The organism is Pseudomonas sp. NPDC079086, from assembly GCF_044542155.1.
In the GTDB taxonomy this organism is placed as follows: Bacteria; Pseudomonadota; Gammaproteobacteria; order Pseudomonadales; family Pseudomonadaceae; genus Aquipseudomonas.
In genome coordinates this window covers 198,608-214,589 of sequence record NZ_JBITTY010000005.1, presented here as the reverse complement: position 1 = coordinate 214,589, position 15,982 = coordinate 198,608, and the positions used below count along the sequence as shown (strand labels likewise).

Below are 15,982 nucleotides of genomic sequence, written 5' to 3'. Positions count from 1 at the left end.
CAAGGGCTTTATCGCAGGTGCAGGTTGCCCCTCTGAAAACCCTGCCAGCGCCCCGTGGGCCAGGCAGTGCGGTTGTATGCCATCTGAATCGACAAGCCTGGAGATAACAGCATGAGTACGAGACGCAGTTTTCTGAAAACCGCCGCGGTGGCCACCGGGGCAGCAGGGGCAACGGCATTGGGTTCGGCGCATATCTACGCCGCCGAGCCGAAGAAAATCGTCTGGCGTTTGCAGACCTATGCCGGCGCGGCGCTGGGCGAGCATGTGATCAAACCGTCCATCGATGCCTTTAATAAGGCCGCTAATGGCGAGATGGAAATTCAGCTGTATTACGCCGATCAGCTGGTGCCAACTGGCGAGCTGTTCCGCGCCATGCAGAAGGGCACCATCGATGCTGTGCAGAGCGATGACGACTCCATTGCTGCACCGGTGGATATCTCGGTGTTCGGCGGCTATTTCCCATTTGCCACGCGTTACAGCCTGGATGTGCCGGTATTGTTCGAAAAATATGGCCTCAACGAAATCTGGGAAGAGGCCTACGGTGAGGTTAAAGGCGTTACCTGGCTCGGCGCCGGCGCCTGGGACCCTTGCCACTTCGCCACCGTGGAACCGATCACCAAGCTTGAGCAGCTCAAGGGCAAGCGCATCTTTACCTTCCCCACTGCCGGCAAATTCCTCTCCCGCTTTGGCGTGATCCCGGTAACCCTGCCTTGGGAAGATGTTGAAGTGGCCATGCAGACTGGCGAGCTGGACGGTATTGCCTGGTCCGGTATCACCGAGGACTACACCGTCGGTTGGGCCAACGTGACCAAGTACTTCCTCACCAACAATATTTCCGGCGCCTGGTGCGGTTCCTACTTCGCCAACTCAGATCGCTGGGCTGAGGTGCCCGAGCACCTGAAAACCCTGTTCAAACTGTGCATGGACAGCTCCAACTACTACCGCCAGCACTGGTACTGGGGCGGTGAGGCGCAGCTACGGGTCGAGGGGGGCAAGCTGGAGCTGACTTCAATTCCCGCCGAGGAGTGGGCGACAGTTGAAGCCGAGGCGCTGAAGTTCTGGGACGAAATCGCCAAAACCAGCCCACGCTGCGCCCGTGTGGTGGAAATCTTCAAGAAGTACAACGCGCTGATGGCCAAGGCTGGCGCGCCTTATCGTTGATCGCGTCGACCCGCTGCAAAACCACGCCCGTGCCGTAAGGTACGGGCGTATTTTTTTGCGCGGCGGGCAGGCGGCTCAGTCAGTGCGCGTAGCGATTCTGCAGGGCCTGGAAGCGACCATCCTGCTGCACGTGTTGCAAAGCAGCGCGCCAGCGCGCGATGTCCTGCTCCGGCATGCTGCGTGACAGGGCGATAAAGCCTTCATCGCGGCCCAGTTGCACGGCGCTTGGGCGTACCTTGTCGGCCGTGACGCCAGCCTCGCGCAGCCTCTGCGCCAGCCCTGAGTCAGCCGAGGCAACCAACGCGATCCGGCCGGCTGCGAGCATGCCGAAGCAGGTGCTGTAAGCGTTGTTGCGCTTTAGCTGCGAGAACCCCATAGCCGTCAGGCGTTCGTCATGGGAGCTGCCGTTGAGCACGCACACTGGCAAACTCTTGGCGTCGTGCAGGCTCTGGATACCGGTGGGGTGCAGGGTGTTTTCGTAGAGCCAGTCCGTCTCTTCCCAGATGGGCCCGACCCAGTGTGCTAGCGGCAGGCGCTCCGGGGTTTTGCCGAGGTTGAAGAGCACCACATCGTCACGCTGTTGCAGTTGCGCCAGACCGCGCGCCAAGGGCACTTCCTGGATCGGCAGCGGCTCGGCCATATCGGCCAGCAGCTCGCGCACCAGCTCCAGAAAGAACGCCCGCTTGCCGGCATGTTCGCGTCCGCGTAACTGGCCGTCGATCAGCACGGCTTGGCTATCCAGGCTGTGGGTGTAGATCAGCCAGTCACGCGCCAGGCAGGCCGTAGGCGCGAGCCAGGTAGCCAAGGCCAGTGCCAGGGCGGCGGTAACTGCTGCGCGATGCCGAGTCTGGCCGGGCGCTGGCATGGTGCGGGGCATCGAGTTCAAACAGTCTCCGGTATGGCCTCTGGCGGCCACTTGGCGCATGCAGCCAGGTGTTCGGTGGGCAGTGGTCTGTGCTTTTACAGCAGAGCAGTGTCTGCCGTCACCTGTGAGGCAACACTTGCCGCTTGTTTTGCTTAATTGCCCAGCCAACTTGGCAAACCTGTACCACACTGATGGAGCTTTTTGCCGGGTGTTCTAACAGGCGTGGGGTGGTAGTCAGGGCGCGTTGTGCGGTTGCTGTGGGGATGCGCTTGAGACTCTGTTGTTGCCTGCTGGAGTGACACCGGAAGTCAGCCATAACAACAAGAGACAGGTGCATTTATGCTCAATCCGCGAGACGTGAAAACCGTTCTGGATGCCAAGCGCATTGTCGAAGAGCGCGGCCTTAGCCATATCAAGGTTGGGGTGTTCGATAACGATGGGGTGATGCGCGGCAAATATCTTAGCCGCAGCAAGTTCTTTTCTGCCCTCGACAGCGGCTTTGCCTTCTGCGATGTGGTGCTTGGCTGGGACGTGAAAGACCAGCTCTACGACAACGCTCAGTACACCGGCTGGCACACCGGCTACCCGGATGCGCCCGTGCGGGTATTGCCGCATACCTGCCGCGACTTACCCTTTGAAAACGGCATGCTGCTGTTTATCTGTGAGTTTGCCGAGGCAGCGGAAAAGGTCTGCCCGCGCGGCACCTTGCGCCGTGTGGTGGAACGCTGCAAAACCATGGGCTTTGATGCCTTTGCAGCACTGGAATATGAATTCTTCATGTTCGATGAAACCCCTGAGTCAGCCCGTGCCAAGGGCTTTCGTGATCTCAAACCCTTTACCCCGGACTGGTTCGGCTACTCGATGATCCGCAACTCGGTGCATGCCGAGCTGTATCACGAAATTCTTGAAATGGCCGAACGCATGGACTTCCCCATCGAAGGCCTGCACACCGAAACCGGCCCCGGTGTGCTGGAAGCAGCTATCGCCTATGACCGCGCCGCAGATGCGGCGGACAAAGGTGCGCTGTTCAAAACCTTTATGAAGGTGCTGGCCCAGCGAAACGGCCTGATGGCCACCTTTATGGCCAAGTGGTCAGGCAAGTACCCGGGGCAGAGCGGGCATATTCATGTGTCCCTGCGCGACCTTGCCAGCGGCAAATCGGCGTTTTACGACCCCAGCCAGGCGCACAACATGAGCAAGATTCAGCGCCACTTTCTTGCCGGGCAGCAGCGTTTGATGCCGGAGTTTCTGTGCATGGTGGCGCCCACATTGAACAGCTATCGGCGAATGATTCCAGGTTTTTGGGCGCCCACGGACGCTACCTGGGGCGTGGAAAATCGTACCGCTGCATTGCGGGTGATTCCCGGCACTGACAAATCTCAGCGGCAGGAGTATCGCTTGGGTGCTGCTGACGGGAATCCTTATCTAGCCCTCTCGGTTGCGCTTGGCTCAGGTTTATATGGCGTGATGCAGGAGTGGGAACCGACTGAGCCTGTGGTGGGCAATGCCTATGCCATGAAACACCCGGAAGAGCTGGCCCTGCCGCGCACGCTTTGGGATGCCGCGCAGCGCTTAAAGGGCTCAGCAGCGGCTCGCGAGCTGTTTGGCGATGAGTTCGTTGAGCACTTTGCCGCCAGCCGCGAGTGGGAAGAGCGCGAGTACCGTCGGCATGTCAGCGATTGGGAGCTGGATCGCTACTTCGAAATTATCTAGGCCGCAGACCTCAACTGATTCGCTACGGAGTTTTTCAATGAGCAAGTTGAAGTGCATTTCACCCATCGATGGCTCGGTGTATGTCGAGCGCCATCTGGCGTCCAATCCCGAGATCCAGGCGGCGTTAGTCAAGGCCGAATTGGCGCAGGTGGCCTGGAAAAACAACCCGCTGGCCGAGCGCATCGCCATCGGCCGCAAGGCGATTGCCGCGTTCGCCGCTAAGGAAACTCAGCTGGCCGAAGAGCTGTGCTGGATGATGGGGCGGCCGATTCGTTATGCCGCCGGCGAGGTGCGCGGCTTTGTTGAGCGCGCCAGCTATATGGCGGATATCGCCGAACAGGCGCTGGCGGATATCAAAGTGCCGGAAAAACCCGGCTTCATCCGCTTTATTCGTCGTGAACCACTGGGTGTGGCGCTGGTGATCGCCCCCTGGAATTACCCCTATCTGACTGCCGTGAACGCGGTGATGCCGGCGCTGTTGGCAGGTAATGCGGTGTTGCTCAAACACTCGGCGCAAACACCGCTGTGCAGCGAGCGAATGGTTGAAGCATTTATTGAGGCCGGCTTGCCGGAGGGGGTGTTCCAGTACCTGCACCTCAGTCACGGCGAAACCGAGGCGCTAATCCAGGCGCCGACCATCGCCCACGTCGCTTTTACCGGTTCGGTGCCGGGTGGCGCCATGGTCGAGCGTGTGGCGGTGGGGCGCTTTCTTAGTATTGGCCTGGAATTAGGCGGTAAAGATCCGGCCTATGTGCGTGCCGATGCCGACTTGGCCCATGCGGTGGAAACCACTATTGATGGGGCCTTCTTCAACTCCGGGCAATCCTGCTGCGGTATTGAGCGCATTTATGTGCACGAGTCGCTCTACGATGCTTTTGTTGAGCAGGCGGTAGCGCTGGTCAAGCAATACAAGCTGGGCCGCTCCGATGATCCGGACACCACTCTCGGTCCACTGGTACGTGCCGAGGCAGCGGATTTCGTCCGTGGGCAGATTCACGACGCGATCGAGCAGGGCGCCACCGCGCATCTGGTGCCGGCCGACTTTGCCTTGGATCATCCAGGCTCCCAATACCTCGCGCCGCAGGTGCTGACCAACGTGAATCACGGTATGCGGGTGATGACCGAGGAATCTTTCGGGCCGGTAGTTGGCATTCAGAAGGTCAAGGATGACGAAGAAGCCCTGACGCTGATGAACGACAGCGAGTTCGGCCTGACTGCCGCCATCTTCAGTCGTGACGTCGATGCTGCCATGGCACTGGCCGACCGAGTGCAGGCAGGCACGGTGTTTCTCAACCGCTGCGACTACCTTGACCCGGCATTGGCCTGGACTGGGGTGAAGAACTCCGGGCGCGGCTGCACCCTGTCCAGCGTAGGCTTTGAACACGTCACCCGGCCGAAATCCTTCCACTTCAAAACTCAGTTGTGAGGCGCGCCATGGACCTGAATCACTACCGCATGAACTGGAATTACCCGACCTCGGTGCGTGTCGGTGTCGGCCGTATCAGCGAATTGCCTGCGGCTTGCCGGCAACTGGGCATGAGCGCGCCGTTGCTGGTCACTGACCCTGGCCTGGCTGCATTGCCGATGATCGACCGCGCGCTGTTGCACTGCCGTGATGATGGCCTCAAGGCTGGGTTGTTTAGCGGCATCAAGGGCAACCCCACTGGGCAGAACGTGATGGATGGGGTCGCCGCATTTAAAGCCGGCGGGCATGACGGTGTTATCGCCTTTGGCGGTGGCTCGGCGCTGGATGCGGGCAAGGCCATCGCCCTGATGGTCGGACAGAATCGGCCGCTGTGGGATTTCGAGGATATCGGCGATAACTGCGAGCGCGTTAATGTCGCTGGCATGGCGCCGGTGGTGGCGGTGCCAACCACGGCCGGCACTGGTTCGGAGGTCGGTCGCGCCTCGGTGATCACCGATGATGCGGTGCATATCAAACGCATCATCTTTCACGCGCGCATGCTGCCAGCCTTGGTGATTCTTGATCCGGAGCTGACGCTTGGCTTGCCGGCTAAAATTACCGCCGCCACTGGGATGGACGCGCTCTCGCATAACCTGGAAGCCTTTTGCTCTCCGCTGTTTCACCCCATGGCCGAAGGTATCGCCCTGGAAGGTATGCGTCTGGTGCAGCAGTACCTACCGCGTGCTGTGGCGCAAGGTTCGGATGTTGAGGCGCGTCTGCAGATGCTGGTGGCGTCGAGCATGGGTGCGACGGCTTTTCAGCGCGGCTTGGGGGCTATGCATGCCCTGGCCCATCCGCTCGGCGCGCTCTACGACGCGCACCACGGGCTGCTCAATGCGGTGCTGATGCCTTATGTGTTGGTGGCTAACCGCGAGCGTATCGAACCGCAGATGGAGAAAATGGCGCGCTACCTGAATCTGCCTAAGCCTGGCTTCAGCGCTGTGCTGGAGTGGGTGCTGGCGCTGCGTGAACAGGTCGGTATCCCGCACAGCCTGGGCGAGATCGGTATTGATGACACGCGCATCGAGCTGGTAGGGCAGATGGCCGAGGTGGATCCATCCGCCGGCACCAACCCGATTGCCTTTACGGATGCGCAATACAGCCAGTTGTTCGAAAAAGCCCTGCGCGGCACCCTCTAATCTGCGATCTGCCGGGCGCTGGTTGTTAAGCAGCCTGCGCCTGGCTGCGTTGTAGCGAACAGATACATGACCCGCCGGTTCTTCGCTTGCGCTGCCCGCGCGTGACTCCTTATAGTCCGCCGGCACTTTAGCGCCCGGCTTGCGTCAGCAGCGGCTGCAAGCAGGGCCTGTTACCGCAATGGTGAGAGGCCATGATCGAAATAAAAAACCTAACCAAGTGTTTTGCGCAACATACAGCCGTGGATGACCTGTCATTCAGCGTCCAGCCCGGCGAAGTCCTCGGTTTTCTCGGCCCCAACGGCGCCGGTAAATCCACCACCATGAAGATGCTCACCGGCTTTCTCGCGCCGACGTCCGGCAGTGCCAGCATCCTCGGTTTCGATATCCAGAAAGACACCCTCAAAGCGCAGCAGCAGATCGGCTATCTGCCCGAAGGCGCGCCGTGCTACGGCGATATGACGGTGCGCAGCTTCCTCGAATTTATTGCCGAGGTGCGCGGGTTCAAGGGTGTTGAAAAGCGCGAGCGGGTCGCCAAGGCAGTGGCTCAGGTCGAGCTTGAGGCGGTGTTGGAGCAGAGCATCGAAACCCTGTCCAAGGGTTTCAAACGCCGCGTCGGCCTGGCCCAGGCGATTCTGCATGACCCTAAGGTGCTGATCCTTGATGAGCCCACCGATGGCCTTGACCCGAATCAGAAGCATCAGGTGCGCAAGCTGATCCAGAGCTTGGCCCACGACAAAATCGTGATTATTTCCACCCACATCCTCGAAGAAGTTTCCGCTGTGTGCACCCGCGCGGTGGTCATCGCCCATGGCAAGTTGCTGGCCGATGGCACGCCGCTGGAGCTGGAAAGCCGCTCGCGCTACCACCAGGCGGTCACCTTGGTCGCCGAAGAAGCGCTGGATCAGACCGCGCTGGCTGCCCTGCCGGGCGTTGCCGGGGTGGAAGAGAACGCCCTGGAGCACAGCCTGAGCATTCTCGCCAAGCCAGGGGCGGTGATCTTCCCGCAGGTTAATGCGCTGATCGCCGAGCGTGGCTGGAAGGTGCGTGAGTTGAATGTCGAACGCGGTCGGCTGGACGAAGTATTCCGCAGCCTGACCAGGGGGGAGAGCGTATGACCAAGCTATCGGTGATCTTCAAGCGCGAGCTGGCGAGCTACTTCGCCACGCCGCTGGCCTACGTGTTTATTCTGATTTTCCTGGTGCTGTCCGGGGTATTTACCTTTTACCTCGGTGGCTTCTTCGAGAGCGGCCAGGCCAACTTGTCGCCGTTCTTCAATTTCCATCCGTGGCTCTACCTGTTTCTGGTGCCGGCGATTGCCATGCGCCTGTGGGCCGAGGAGCGCAAGAGCGGCACCATCGAGCTGCTGATGACCCTGCCGATTACCCGTTTCGACGCGGTTACCGGCAAGTTCCTCGCCGCCTGGGTGTTCGCTGGTTTGGCGCTGCTGCTGACCTTCCCGATGATCATCACCGTCAACTACCTCGGTGAGCCGGATAACGGCGCGATCATCACTGGCTATATCGGCAGTTGGCTGCTGGCGGGGGCTTATCTGGCGATTGGCTCGTGCATGTCGGCCCTGGCGAAGAATCAGGTGATTGCCTTCATTCTGTCGGTCAGCGTGTGCTTCCTGTTTATCGTCAGCGGTTTTCCCATGGTGCTCGATGGTTTTAGCGCCTGGGCACCGCAGTGGGTGATTGATGCGGTGGCCTCTTTGAGCTTTCTGACCCGTTTCGATGCGATCAGCAAGGGCGTGATTGATATTCGTGACCTGCTGTATTTCCTCACCCTGATTGCTGCCTGGTTGGCGGCGACCGCGGTGGTAATCGATTTGAAGAAAGCGGATTGAGGACACCCATGAAAAAGCTGATGGTTTCCAGCGCCGGGCTTGTACTCATTGCCCTGGCGTTTCTCGCGTTTAACCTGTTCTCCAGTTTTAGCCTTAGCGGTCTGCGTCTGGATTTGACTGAGCAGAAGCTCTACACCCTCTCAAGCGGTACCGAGCAGATTCTGGCCGAGCTGGACAAGCCGGTGGAGCTGAACTTCTTCTATTCCGACACCGCAACCAAGGACCTGCCGGCCCTGCGCACCTACGCCAAGCGCGTTGAGGAAATGCTCAAGGCCTACCAGCGTGAGGCCGGTGACAAACTCAAGCTGAACATCATCGACCCCGCACCGTTCTCCGAGGACGAAGACAAAGCCGCCGAATTCGGCCTGCAGGGCATTCCGCTGCAACAGGGTGGCGACTCGATCTACTTCGGTCTTGCTGGCAAGAATGCCGAAGGTCTGACTCAGGTGATCCCGTTTTTTGCTCTGGATCAGGAGGAGTTCCTCGAATACGAACTCAGCCGCCTGGTGCAAAGCCTGGCTAAGCCCGAACGCCCTGTGGTTGGCGTGCTGTCTGGCTTACAGGTCAACGGCGGCTTCGATATGGCCGCGCGTCAGCCAACGCCAGCCTGGATGCTGATCGAGGAAATTCGTCAGCTGTTCCAGATTGAAAGCCTCAAGCGTGACGTTGATTTGATCCCGGAAAAGGTCTCCGTGCTGCTGCTGATCCATCCCAAGCAGCTGCCTGAGCAAACCCTGTATGCCATCGACCAGTTCGTTCTGCGCGGCGGCAAACTGCTGACCTTTGTTGACCCGTTCAGCGAGGCCGATACTCAAGCCGAGATGCCTGGTGAGATGGTGGTCGACAAGGCCTCTGACTTGCCAGAGCTATTTAAAGCCTGGGGCCTGCGTATGGTGCCGGATCAAGTGCTCGGTGATGGCTCCTATGCCATGTCAGTTGGCATGGGCCAGGGCCAACGTCCGGTTCGCCATGCGGCCTGGCTGAGTCTGCCGAAGAATGCGTTGGACAAGGACGACATCAGCACCGCCTCGCTGGAAACGATGACGGTGGCCACTGCTGGCATCCTGGAACCGCTGGAAGGCGCGAAAACCACCTTCACCCCGCTGATCCGTAGCTCGCAGTACGCCATGCCGTTTGATGCCAAGCGCTTCGGCATGCTCAGCAACCCCGAAGAGCTGATTCGCGAACTGCAACCCACCGGTGAGCGCTACACCCTGGCCGCGCGCATCAGTGGTCCGGCGCAGTCGGCCTTCCCAGAAGGCATCGAAGGGCAGAAGGATGGCCTCAAGCAGGCAGACACTATCAACGTGATTGTCGTCGCTGATACCGACATGCTCACCGACCGCATGTGGGTACAGGTGCAGGACTTCTTCGGCCAGCGCATTCCGCAGCCGTGGGCGGATAACGCCGGTTTTGCGATCAACGCCCTGGATAACCTGGCTGGCTCTGAAGCGCTGATCAGCGTGCGTTCGCGCGGTCGCTTCACCCGGCCATTCGAGGTGGTGGATGCCATCCAGCGTGAGGCCGAGGTCAAGTTCCGCGAGAAGGAACAGGCTCTGCAAACGCAACTGGCCGACACCGAGCAAAAGCTGGCGCAGCTGCAGCAGAGTGATGATCCGAGCAAAGCCCTGGAGCTGACGCCTGAGCAACAGGCCGCAGTGCAGCAGTTTGTGCAGCAGAAACTGGCGATCCGCAAGGAACTGCGCGATGTGCGCTACCAGTTGAACGCCGATATTGAGGCGTTGGGCAGCACGCTCAAGTTCCTCAATATCGCCCTGGTGCCGTTGCTGCTGACTTTGGGCGTACTGGCGCTGTGGTTGTGGCGTCGGCGCAAGCACGGCTGATTTTGTCTACATCTGCCAAGGGCCGCTTAATGCGGCCCTTTGTTTTTATCGACACAGGGCAGTGATGCTCATGTAGGAGCGGGCTTGCCCGCGATCAAGGCCACTCCTATAGGGATTTCAGCGTTTTAGCGCAGTGCAGCCAAAAACTATAACTCTCGCCATAATGCCCGCACGCAATTGCGCCAAGCGGATCGCCGTGACCGATCTAAGCAGTCCTGTTTCCCCTGTTTTAAGGATTATTAGATGCCCACCATTCTGGTCAAAATATTTGAAGGCCGTTCCAACGAGATCAAACGCGAGTACGCCAAAGCCCTGACCGACGCCTCGACCAAGGTGCTTGGCTGCGATGCCAGCGCGGTTGATGTGATCTTCGAAGAAGTGAAGAAAAGCGACTGGGCCACCGGTGGCGTGATGTGGTCTGAGCGCGACTAGCGTTGAGCCTGGGGTGGGTTATCCGTTGCACGGTGAGCCCATCCTGTTGTCTGCTTTCTTCTCCGTAAATATCGCTGCATAGCTTGTCCTGTATGGCCTGCAGCCTTTCTGTAAAAAGTCCTTTTCAGTCATAAACGCTGTTTTATACTCGGCCCTAGGTGATGGCCGGGCACTCGCCTGCAGGCTGCGCCAAACAATAAAAACTGCATGCTGGAGACACAGAAATGGCTGAGCGCGAGACAGGCACCGTCAAGTGGTTCAATGATTCCAAGGGTTATGGCTTTATTCAGCGCGAGAGCGGTGCGGATGTATTCGTGCATTTCCGCGCCATTCGTGGCGAAGGCCATCGCACTCTGCTCGAAGGGCAGAAGGTCGAATTCGCCGTTACCCAGGGGCAGAAGGGCTTGCAGGCCGACGATGTCGATGCTGTTTAAGACCATACCTTGAGGCAAGAAGCCCATCGTCGATGGGCTTCTTGCTTTCTGCTCCTCGGTCGTTTTCCTCCGGCTAAATCTGCGACAATCGCCACCCTCCAGCCATTCCCCTTGACCCCCGCGATTGCCCGATGACCGAAGCCACGCCTGCCGTTGACCAACTGCTGAAAAACCTCGACCAAACCCTGCTGGGCGACCGTCATCGCCTGCGCCGCCAGTTGCATGAGCTGCGCAAGCAGGCGCCGGTGGACGAGGCCAAACTGGCGCAGTGGCTGCAGCGCTTTGAGGCGTCTCGCGCCAAGGTTGAAGCGCGTCGCCTGAGCGTGCCGCCGATGCGTTACGACGATGCGCTGCCAATCGCCGCCAAGCGCGACGAGATCAAGGCGGCCATCGCTGCGCATCAGGTGGTGGTGATCGCCGGTGAGACTGGATCGGGCAAGACCACTCAGCTGCCGAAAATCTGTCTGGAATTAGGCCGTGGCGTGCATGGGCTGATCGGCCACACCCAGCCACGTCGCCTGGCAGCACGCAGCGTGGCGACTAGGGTTGCAGAGGAAATTGGCACGCCGCTGGGCGAGTTGGTCGGTTATCAGGTGCGCTTCGAGGACCAGAGCAACGAGCGCAGCCTGATCAAATTAATGACAGATGGCATCCTGCTGGCCGAAACCCAGCACGACCGCTACCTGGAAAAGTACGACACGATCATCGTCGACGAAGCCCACGAACGCAGCCTGAATATCGACTTTCTGCTGGGCTTTCTGAAAACCCTGCTGGTGCGCCGGCCTGATCTCAAACTGATCATCACCTCGGCGACCATCGACCTGCAGCGTTTCTCCGAACACTTTGGCGGCGCGCCGATTGTCGAGGTATCCGGGCGTACCTTCCCGGTGGACACCTGGTATCGACCGCTCGCCGCTGAGCAGGACGAGGAGGGCAACCGGGTCGAAGAAGACCTCTCGGTCGATCAGGCGATTCTCGCCACCCTCGATGAAATCAGTGCCTTCGAGAAAGCCGAAGGCAAACGCCCTGGCGACATTCTGGTGTTCCTGCCCGGTGAGCGTGAAATCCGCGACGCCGCCGAGGTGTTGCGCAAAGCTAACCTGCGTATGACCGAAGTGTTGCCGCTGTATGCGCGGTTGACCCCGGCCGAGCAGCAGAAGATTTTCGCCCCCATGGGAGCGCGCAAAATAGTGCTCGCCACCAACGTCGCCGAGACCTCGCTGACTGTGCCGGGCATCCGTTATGTGATCGACTCCGGTACGGCGCGCATCAGCCGCTACAGCTACCGCGCCAAGGTCCAGCGCCTGCCGATTGAGGCCATCAGCCAGGCCAGCGCCAATCAGCGTAAAGGCCGTTGCGGGCGGGTTGAGCCGGGTATCTGTATTCGCCTGTTCAGTGAAGAGGACTTCATCGGCCGGCCGGCCTTTACCGATCCGGAGATTCTGCGCACTAACCTCGCGGCGGTCATTCTGCAGATGCTGCATCTGCGCCTCGGCGAGATCGAGGCCTTTCCCTTTATCGAGCCGCCGGATGGCAAAGCTATCAGCGACGGCTTCAACCTGTTGCAGGAACTCTCGGCGGTTAATCGCGAGGGCCAGCTCACCCCGCTGGGTCGCCAATTGGCGCGTTTGCCGGTGGACCCACGTTTGGGTCGCATGGTGCTGGAAGGCGCCAAGCAGGGCAGTCTGGAAGAGATTCTGATCATCGCCAGTGCGCTGTCGGTGCAGGATGTCCGTGAGCGTCCATCGGACCGCCAGCAGGCCGCCGACCAGGCCCATGCGCAGTGGAAGGATGTCGATTCCGACTTCGCCGCGCTGATCAATCTGTGGCGAGGCTTCGAGGAACAGCGCCAAGCGCTGGGCTCAAGCGCGCTGCGCAGCTGGTGCCGGAAGAACTTCCTCAACTATCTGCGTCTGCGTGAATGGCGCGACTCCCACCGTCAATTGGTGCTGATTACCCGTGATTTGCAGCTAGGTAAACCGTCGAGCGACTCGTCTAAGGGCGACCCGCGTGCTAAAGAGCAGGCGCCGGCTAGTCAAGACCGCCGGAGTGCCGGAGCACAGCTCTCAGCGGTGCAGAAAGAAAAAGAACTGGCTGAGAAAGACCAGGCCGCCCAGCGCAGTAAAAGCTACGCCGCGGTGCACAAGGCGATCCTCGCCGGTCTACTTAGCCAGATAGGCCAGAAAACTGAAGACGGCGACTACCTCGGCGCTCGGCAGCGGCGCTTCTGGGTGCACCCGTCCTCTGTCATCGGTCGTAAGAAACCCACGTGGCTGATGGCCGCCGAACTGGTGGAAACCACCAAGTTGTTTGCGCGCATGGTGGCCAAGATCGAGCCGGATTGGATTGAGCCGCTGGCCACCCACCTGATCAAGAAAAATCACCTGGAGCCACATTGGGAGAAGAAGCGCGGTCAGGTGGTGGCCTATGAACAGATCAGTCTTTACGGCCTGATCGTGGTCGGTCGCCGCGCCGTGCATTTCGGCCCGATTGAACCGGTGGTCTCGCGTGAGTTGTTTATCCGCGAAGGGCTGGTTGGTGGTGAAATGCATAGCCGCGCCAAGTGCCTGACCGCCAACCGCCAGTTGCTGGAGAAGCTCGACGAACTGGAAGCCAAGGCGCGTCGGCGTGACATTCTCGCCGACGAAGAAACCCTGTTTGCCTATTACGAGGCACGCCTGCCGGCGAACATCTACCAGAGCGCCACCTTCGACAGCTGGTACAAAACTGAAAGCGCGAAGAATCCGCAACTGCTGATCATGCGCGAAGAGGATGTGCTCGCTCGCGACGCCAAAGAAGTCACCGCCGCGCAGTACCCGGATACCTTGCGCCTGGACGAGCTGACCCTGCCGCTGACCTACCACTTCGAGCCCAATCACCCGCGTGATGGCGTGACTCTGCGCGTACCTGCACCGCTGCTGCCGCAATTGCCGCCGGAGCGTTTGGAATGGCTGGTGCCGGGCCTGCTGGAAGCCAAGTGCATGGCCCTGGTACGCGGCCTGCCCAAGGCGCTACGCAAGAACTTTGTGCCAGTGCCGGACTTTGTCGGCGCGGCGTTGAGCAAAGTGCAGTTTGCTGAAGGTAGCTTGCCGCTTTCCCTGGGCCGCGAACTGACGCGCATGACCGGCGCACGGGTCAGTGACGAGGCGTGGGCCGAGTCCGAGGCGCAGCTTGAAGGTCATCTGCGGATGAATATCGAGGTGGTCGACAACCAGGGAAAACCCTTGGGTGAAGGCCGCGATCTGGCTGAACTGACGGCACGTTTCAGCGAAGCGACGCAGGCCGGTCTGGCCCTGCCGAAAACCGCCAAGAGTCAGCAGCCGGTCGAAGCCAAAGCCTTTAGTGAAGTTGCTGCCAAGACCCAGCAGCAGGTTGCGGGTCTGTCCATGACTGTTTACCCGGCGCTGGTGGAAGAGGCGGGCGTGGTCAAGGAAGGGCGCTTCCCGACTCTGGCCGAAGCTGAGTTTCAGCATCGTCGTGCGCTGCAACGCCTGCTGTTGCAGCAACTGGCCGAACCGGCGAAGTTTCTGCGTAACAAATTGCCGGGGCTGACCGAGCTGGCCTTGCTCCATCGCGAGCTGGGCCGGATTGATGCGCTGGTGGAAGACATTCTTCTCGCCAGCCTCGACAGCTGCATCCTCGAAGGCAGTGAGCCGCTACCGCGTGATGGCGCAGGACTGGCGGCCTTGGCCGAGCGCAATCGCGGCGACTGGACCGAGCATGCCGAACGTCTGGCCAAGCTGACGCTGGAAGTGCTCAAGCTGTGGCACGGCCTGCAGAAACGCTTCAAAGGCAAAATCGACTTGGCCCAGGCTATGGCGCTTAACGATATCAAGCTGCAGCTAAGCAACCTGGTGTATCCCGGCTTTGTCCGCGAAACCCCGGCGCAGTGGCTCAAGGAGCTGCCGCGCTACCTCAAAGCTATCGAGCAGCGCCTGGACAAGATCGCTAGCCAGGTGCAACGCGACCGCGTGTGGAGCGGCGAGCTGGCCGGTTACTGGGAGCAGTACCAGGCGCGTCTGGCCAAGCACAGTCAGGAAGGTAAGCGCGATGCGCAGCTGGTGCTGTATCGCTGGCTGCTGGAGGAGTATCGCGTCTCGTTGTTTGCCCAACAGCTGGGTACCAAGCTGCCAGTGTCGGATAAGCGTCTGAGCAAGCAGTGGGGCAGTGTCGAGGCTTGAGTGAAAAACTCTTGCCCACGGCTTGCTTGAGCTGTGGGCAAGGCTGCTAGACTCACTCGACCTCCCATCGCGCCAGCGTGAGTGATGATCTTGATTGCAGTCGATGTACGCCGCTCATCTCTGTCGCTCCACCGCTTATTCCGTGCTCTGTTGCTCCTGACCTGTTTGCCTGGTCTGGCAATAGCCGCGTGCGAGAAAACCCTGCGTTGGGACGACGATCCACCCTTCAGCATGCAAACCGCTGACGGCGGGGTTGTAGGCATTTCGATTGAGGTCAACCGCGCGGCCTTGGCTCGTTTGGGCTGCCAGACAAAATTACGCAAACTACCCTGGGCGCGTGCGCTCAAAGAGCTGGAACTGGGCCGGCTGGATATTTTGCCCGGTGCTTTCCGCCGCCCCGAGCGCGAAGTCTATGCGTACTTCTCCGGCCCTGTGCTGCCGCCATCGCGCAATATCCTGTTTATGCGTCCATCAGCGTTAGCGCAGTGGCCGATCAATAGCCTGTTGGAACTGCAGCGCAGCGAGTTTCGTTTAGGCGCACAGATCAATGTGTCCTATGGCGCGGACTATGAGCAGCTGATGAGTGCCCCTGCATTTGCTGCGCGTGTGGTGATGGCGCCCAATCGCGGCAACCTTTGGCGCATGGTCAGTAAAGGCCGGATCGATGGCGTGATAGCCGATGAAAATACCGGGCGCTACGAGATTCATCAGCTTGGATTTGATGAGCAGATAAAACCTACAGCGATCGTCGTATCCAGTGATGCGGCGGACGTGGCGTTCAGTAAGCGCTCAAGCGATCCGGCCTTTGTGCAGGCGTATGCCAATGCATTGAGTGAGTTGGTGGCGGATGGCAGCTATGAGCAGATTGTGCAGCGCTATGTGATGCCCTAGGACGATCGCGG

The 15,982-nt window shown here is 59.9% G+C and carries 12 protein-coding genes; 11 read left to right on the top strand and 1 reads right to left on the bottom strand.

Going from position 1 to position 15,982, the window contains the following annotated elements; translation table 11 throughout:
* Positions 1 to 111: 111 nt before the first annotated feature.
* A complete protein-coding gene (locus ACIGEK_RS20505; RefSeq protein ID WP_397495090.1) occupies positions 112 to 1,161 on the top strand; it encodes a TRAP transporter substrate-binding protein in 1,050 nt (349 codons plus the stop codon).
* Between the two features lie 79 nt (positions 1,162 to 1,240).
* Here the strand turns inward: ACIGEK_RS20505 and ACIGEK_RS20500 are convergent, their stop codons facing one another.
* Positions 1,241 to 2,047 (bottom strand): substrate-binding periplasmic protein, encoded by an 807-nt coding sequence (locus tag ACIGEK_RS20500; RefSeq protein ID WP_397495089.1) that lies wholly within the window; start codon positions 2,045 to 2,047, stop codon positions 1,241 to 1,243.
* A 318-nt stretch (positions 2,048 to 2,365) separates the two neighbouring features.
* On the opposite strand from ACIGEK_RS20500, the gene ACIGEK_RS20495 reads away from it, so the two are divergent.
* From ACIGEK_RS20495 to ACIGEK_RS20450, 10 genes are all read left to right on the top strand, one after another.
* Entirely contained in the window at positions 2,366 to 3,739 is a 1,374-nt protein-coding gene (locus ACIGEK_RS20495) for a glutamine synthetase family protein (protein WP_397495088.1), read from the top strand.
* Positions 3,740 to 3,776: 37 nt separating this feature from the next.
* Entirely contained in the window at positions 3,777 to 5,165 is a 1,389-nt protein-coding gene (locus ACIGEK_RS20490) for an aldehyde dehydrogenase family protein (protein WP_397495087.1), read from the top strand.
* Between the two features lie 8 nt (positions 5,166 to 5,173).
* Positions 5,174 to 6,343 carry an iron-containing alcohol dehydrogenase gene (locus ACIGEK_RS20485; RefSeq protein WP_397495086.1) on the top strand — a complete coding sequence of 390 codons (1,170 nt, stop codon included), beginning with the start codon at positions 5,174 to 5,176 and terminating at the stop codon, positions 6,341 to 6,343.
* A 191-nt stretch (positions 6,344 to 6,534) separates the two neighbouring features.
* Positions 6,535 to 7,458, top strand: a complete 924-nt coding sequence (locus ACIGEK_RS20480; protein WP_397495085.1) for an ABC transporter ATP-binding protein — start codon at positions 6,535 to 6,537, stop codon at positions 7,456 to 7,458.
* Positions 7,455 to 8,189 carry an ABC transporter permease subunit gene (locus tag ACIGEK_RS20475; RefSeq protein ID WP_397495084.1) on the top strand — a complete coding sequence of 245 codons (735 nt, stop codon included), beginning with the start codon at positions 7,455 to 7,457 and terminating at the stop codon, positions 8,187 to 8,189. The genes ACIGEK_RS20480 and ACIGEK_RS20475 overlap by 4 nt, the downstream gene beginning before the upstream one ends.
* An 8-nt stretch (positions 8,190 to 8,197) precedes the next feature.
* On the top strand, positions 8,198 to 10,033 hold the full coding sequence (locus tag ACIGEK_RS20470) for a GldG family protein (RefSeq protein WP_397495083.1): 1,836 nt from the start codon (positions 8,198 to 8,200) through the stop codon (positions 10,031 to 10,033).
* A gap of 243 nt (positions 10,034 to 10,276) precedes the next feature.
* The gene (locus ACIGEK_RS20465) at positions 10,277 to 10,465 is read left to right on the top strand and encodes a 4-oxalocrotonate tautomerase (protein WP_394238218.1); all 189 of its coding nucleotides are present in this window, start codon (positions 10,277 to 10,279) and stop codon (positions 10,463 to 10,465) included.
* Between the two features lie 224 nt (positions 10,466 to 10,689).
* Positions 10,690 to 10,899, top strand: a complete 210-nt coding sequence (locus ACIGEK_RS20460; protein WP_339412517.1) for a cold-shock protein — start codon at positions 10,690 to 10,692, stop codon at positions 10,897 to 10,899.
* Positions 10,900 to 11,030: 131 nt separating this feature from the next.
* Positions 11,031 to 15,080: an ATP-dependent RNA helicase HrpA gene (hrpA, locus tag ACIGEK_RS20455; RefSeq protein ID WP_397495082.1), complete on the top strand. Its 4,050-nt coding sequence runs from the start codon at positions 11,031 to 11,033 to the stop codon at positions 15,078 to 15,080.
* An 84-nt stretch (positions 15,081 to 15,164) separates the two neighbouring features.
* Complete coding sequence (locus ACIGEK_RS20450) at positions 15,165 to 15,971, top strand: substrate-binding periplasmic protein (protein WP_397495081.1); 807 nt, start codon at positions 15,165 to 15,167, stop codon at positions 15,969 to 15,971.
* The last annotated feature ends 11 nt before the right edge of the window (positions 15,972 to 15,982 follow it).

Excerpts from the sequence above, each read along its gene's own strand:
- ACIGEK_RS20505 (WP_397495090.1), top strand. The coding sequence starts at position 112 with ATGAGTACGAGACGCAGTTTTCTGAAAACCGCCGCGGTGGCCACCGGG.
- ACIGEK_RS20495 (WP_397495088.1), top strand. The coding sequence starts at position 2,366 with ATGCTCAATCCGCGAGACGTGAAAACCGTTCTGGATGCCAAGCGCATT.
- ACIGEK_RS20490 (WP_397495087.1), top strand. The coding sequence starts at position 3,777 with ATGAGCAAGTTGAAGTGCATTTCACCCATCGATGGCTCGGTGTATGTC.
- ACIGEK_RS20485 (WP_397495086.1), top strand. The coding sequence starts at position 5,174 with ATGGACCTGAATCACTACCGCATGAACTGGAATTACCCGACCTCGGTG.
- ACIGEK_RS20480 (WP_397495085.1), top strand. The coding sequence starts at position 6,535 with ATGATCGAAATAAAAAACCTAACCAAGTGTTTTGCGCAACATACAGCC.
- ACIGEK_RS20475 (WP_397495084.1), top strand. The coding sequence starts at position 7,455 with ATGACCAAGCTATCGGTGATCTTCAAGCGCGAGCTGGCGAGCTACTTC.
- ACIGEK_RS20470 (WP_397495083.1), top strand. The coding sequence starts at position 8,198 with ATGAAAAAGCTGATGGTTTCCAGCGCCGGGCTTGTACTCATTGCCCTG.
- ACIGEK_RS20465 (WP_394238218.1), top strand. The coding sequence starts at position 10,277 with ATGCCCACCATTCTGGTCAAAATATTTGAAGGCCGTTCCAACGAGATC.
- ACIGEK_RS20460 (WP_339412517.1), top strand. The coding sequence starts at position 10,690 with ATGGCTGAGCGCGAGACAGGCACCGTCAAGTGGTTCAATGATTCCAAG.
- hrpA (WP_397495082.1), top strand. The coding sequence starts at position 11,031 with ATGACCGAAGCCACGCCTGCCGTTGACCAACTGCTGAAAAACCTCGAC.
- ACIGEK_RS20450 (WP_397495081.1), top strand. The coding sequence starts at position 15,165 with ATGATCTTGATTGCAGTCGATGTACGCCGCTCATCTCTGTCGCTCCAC.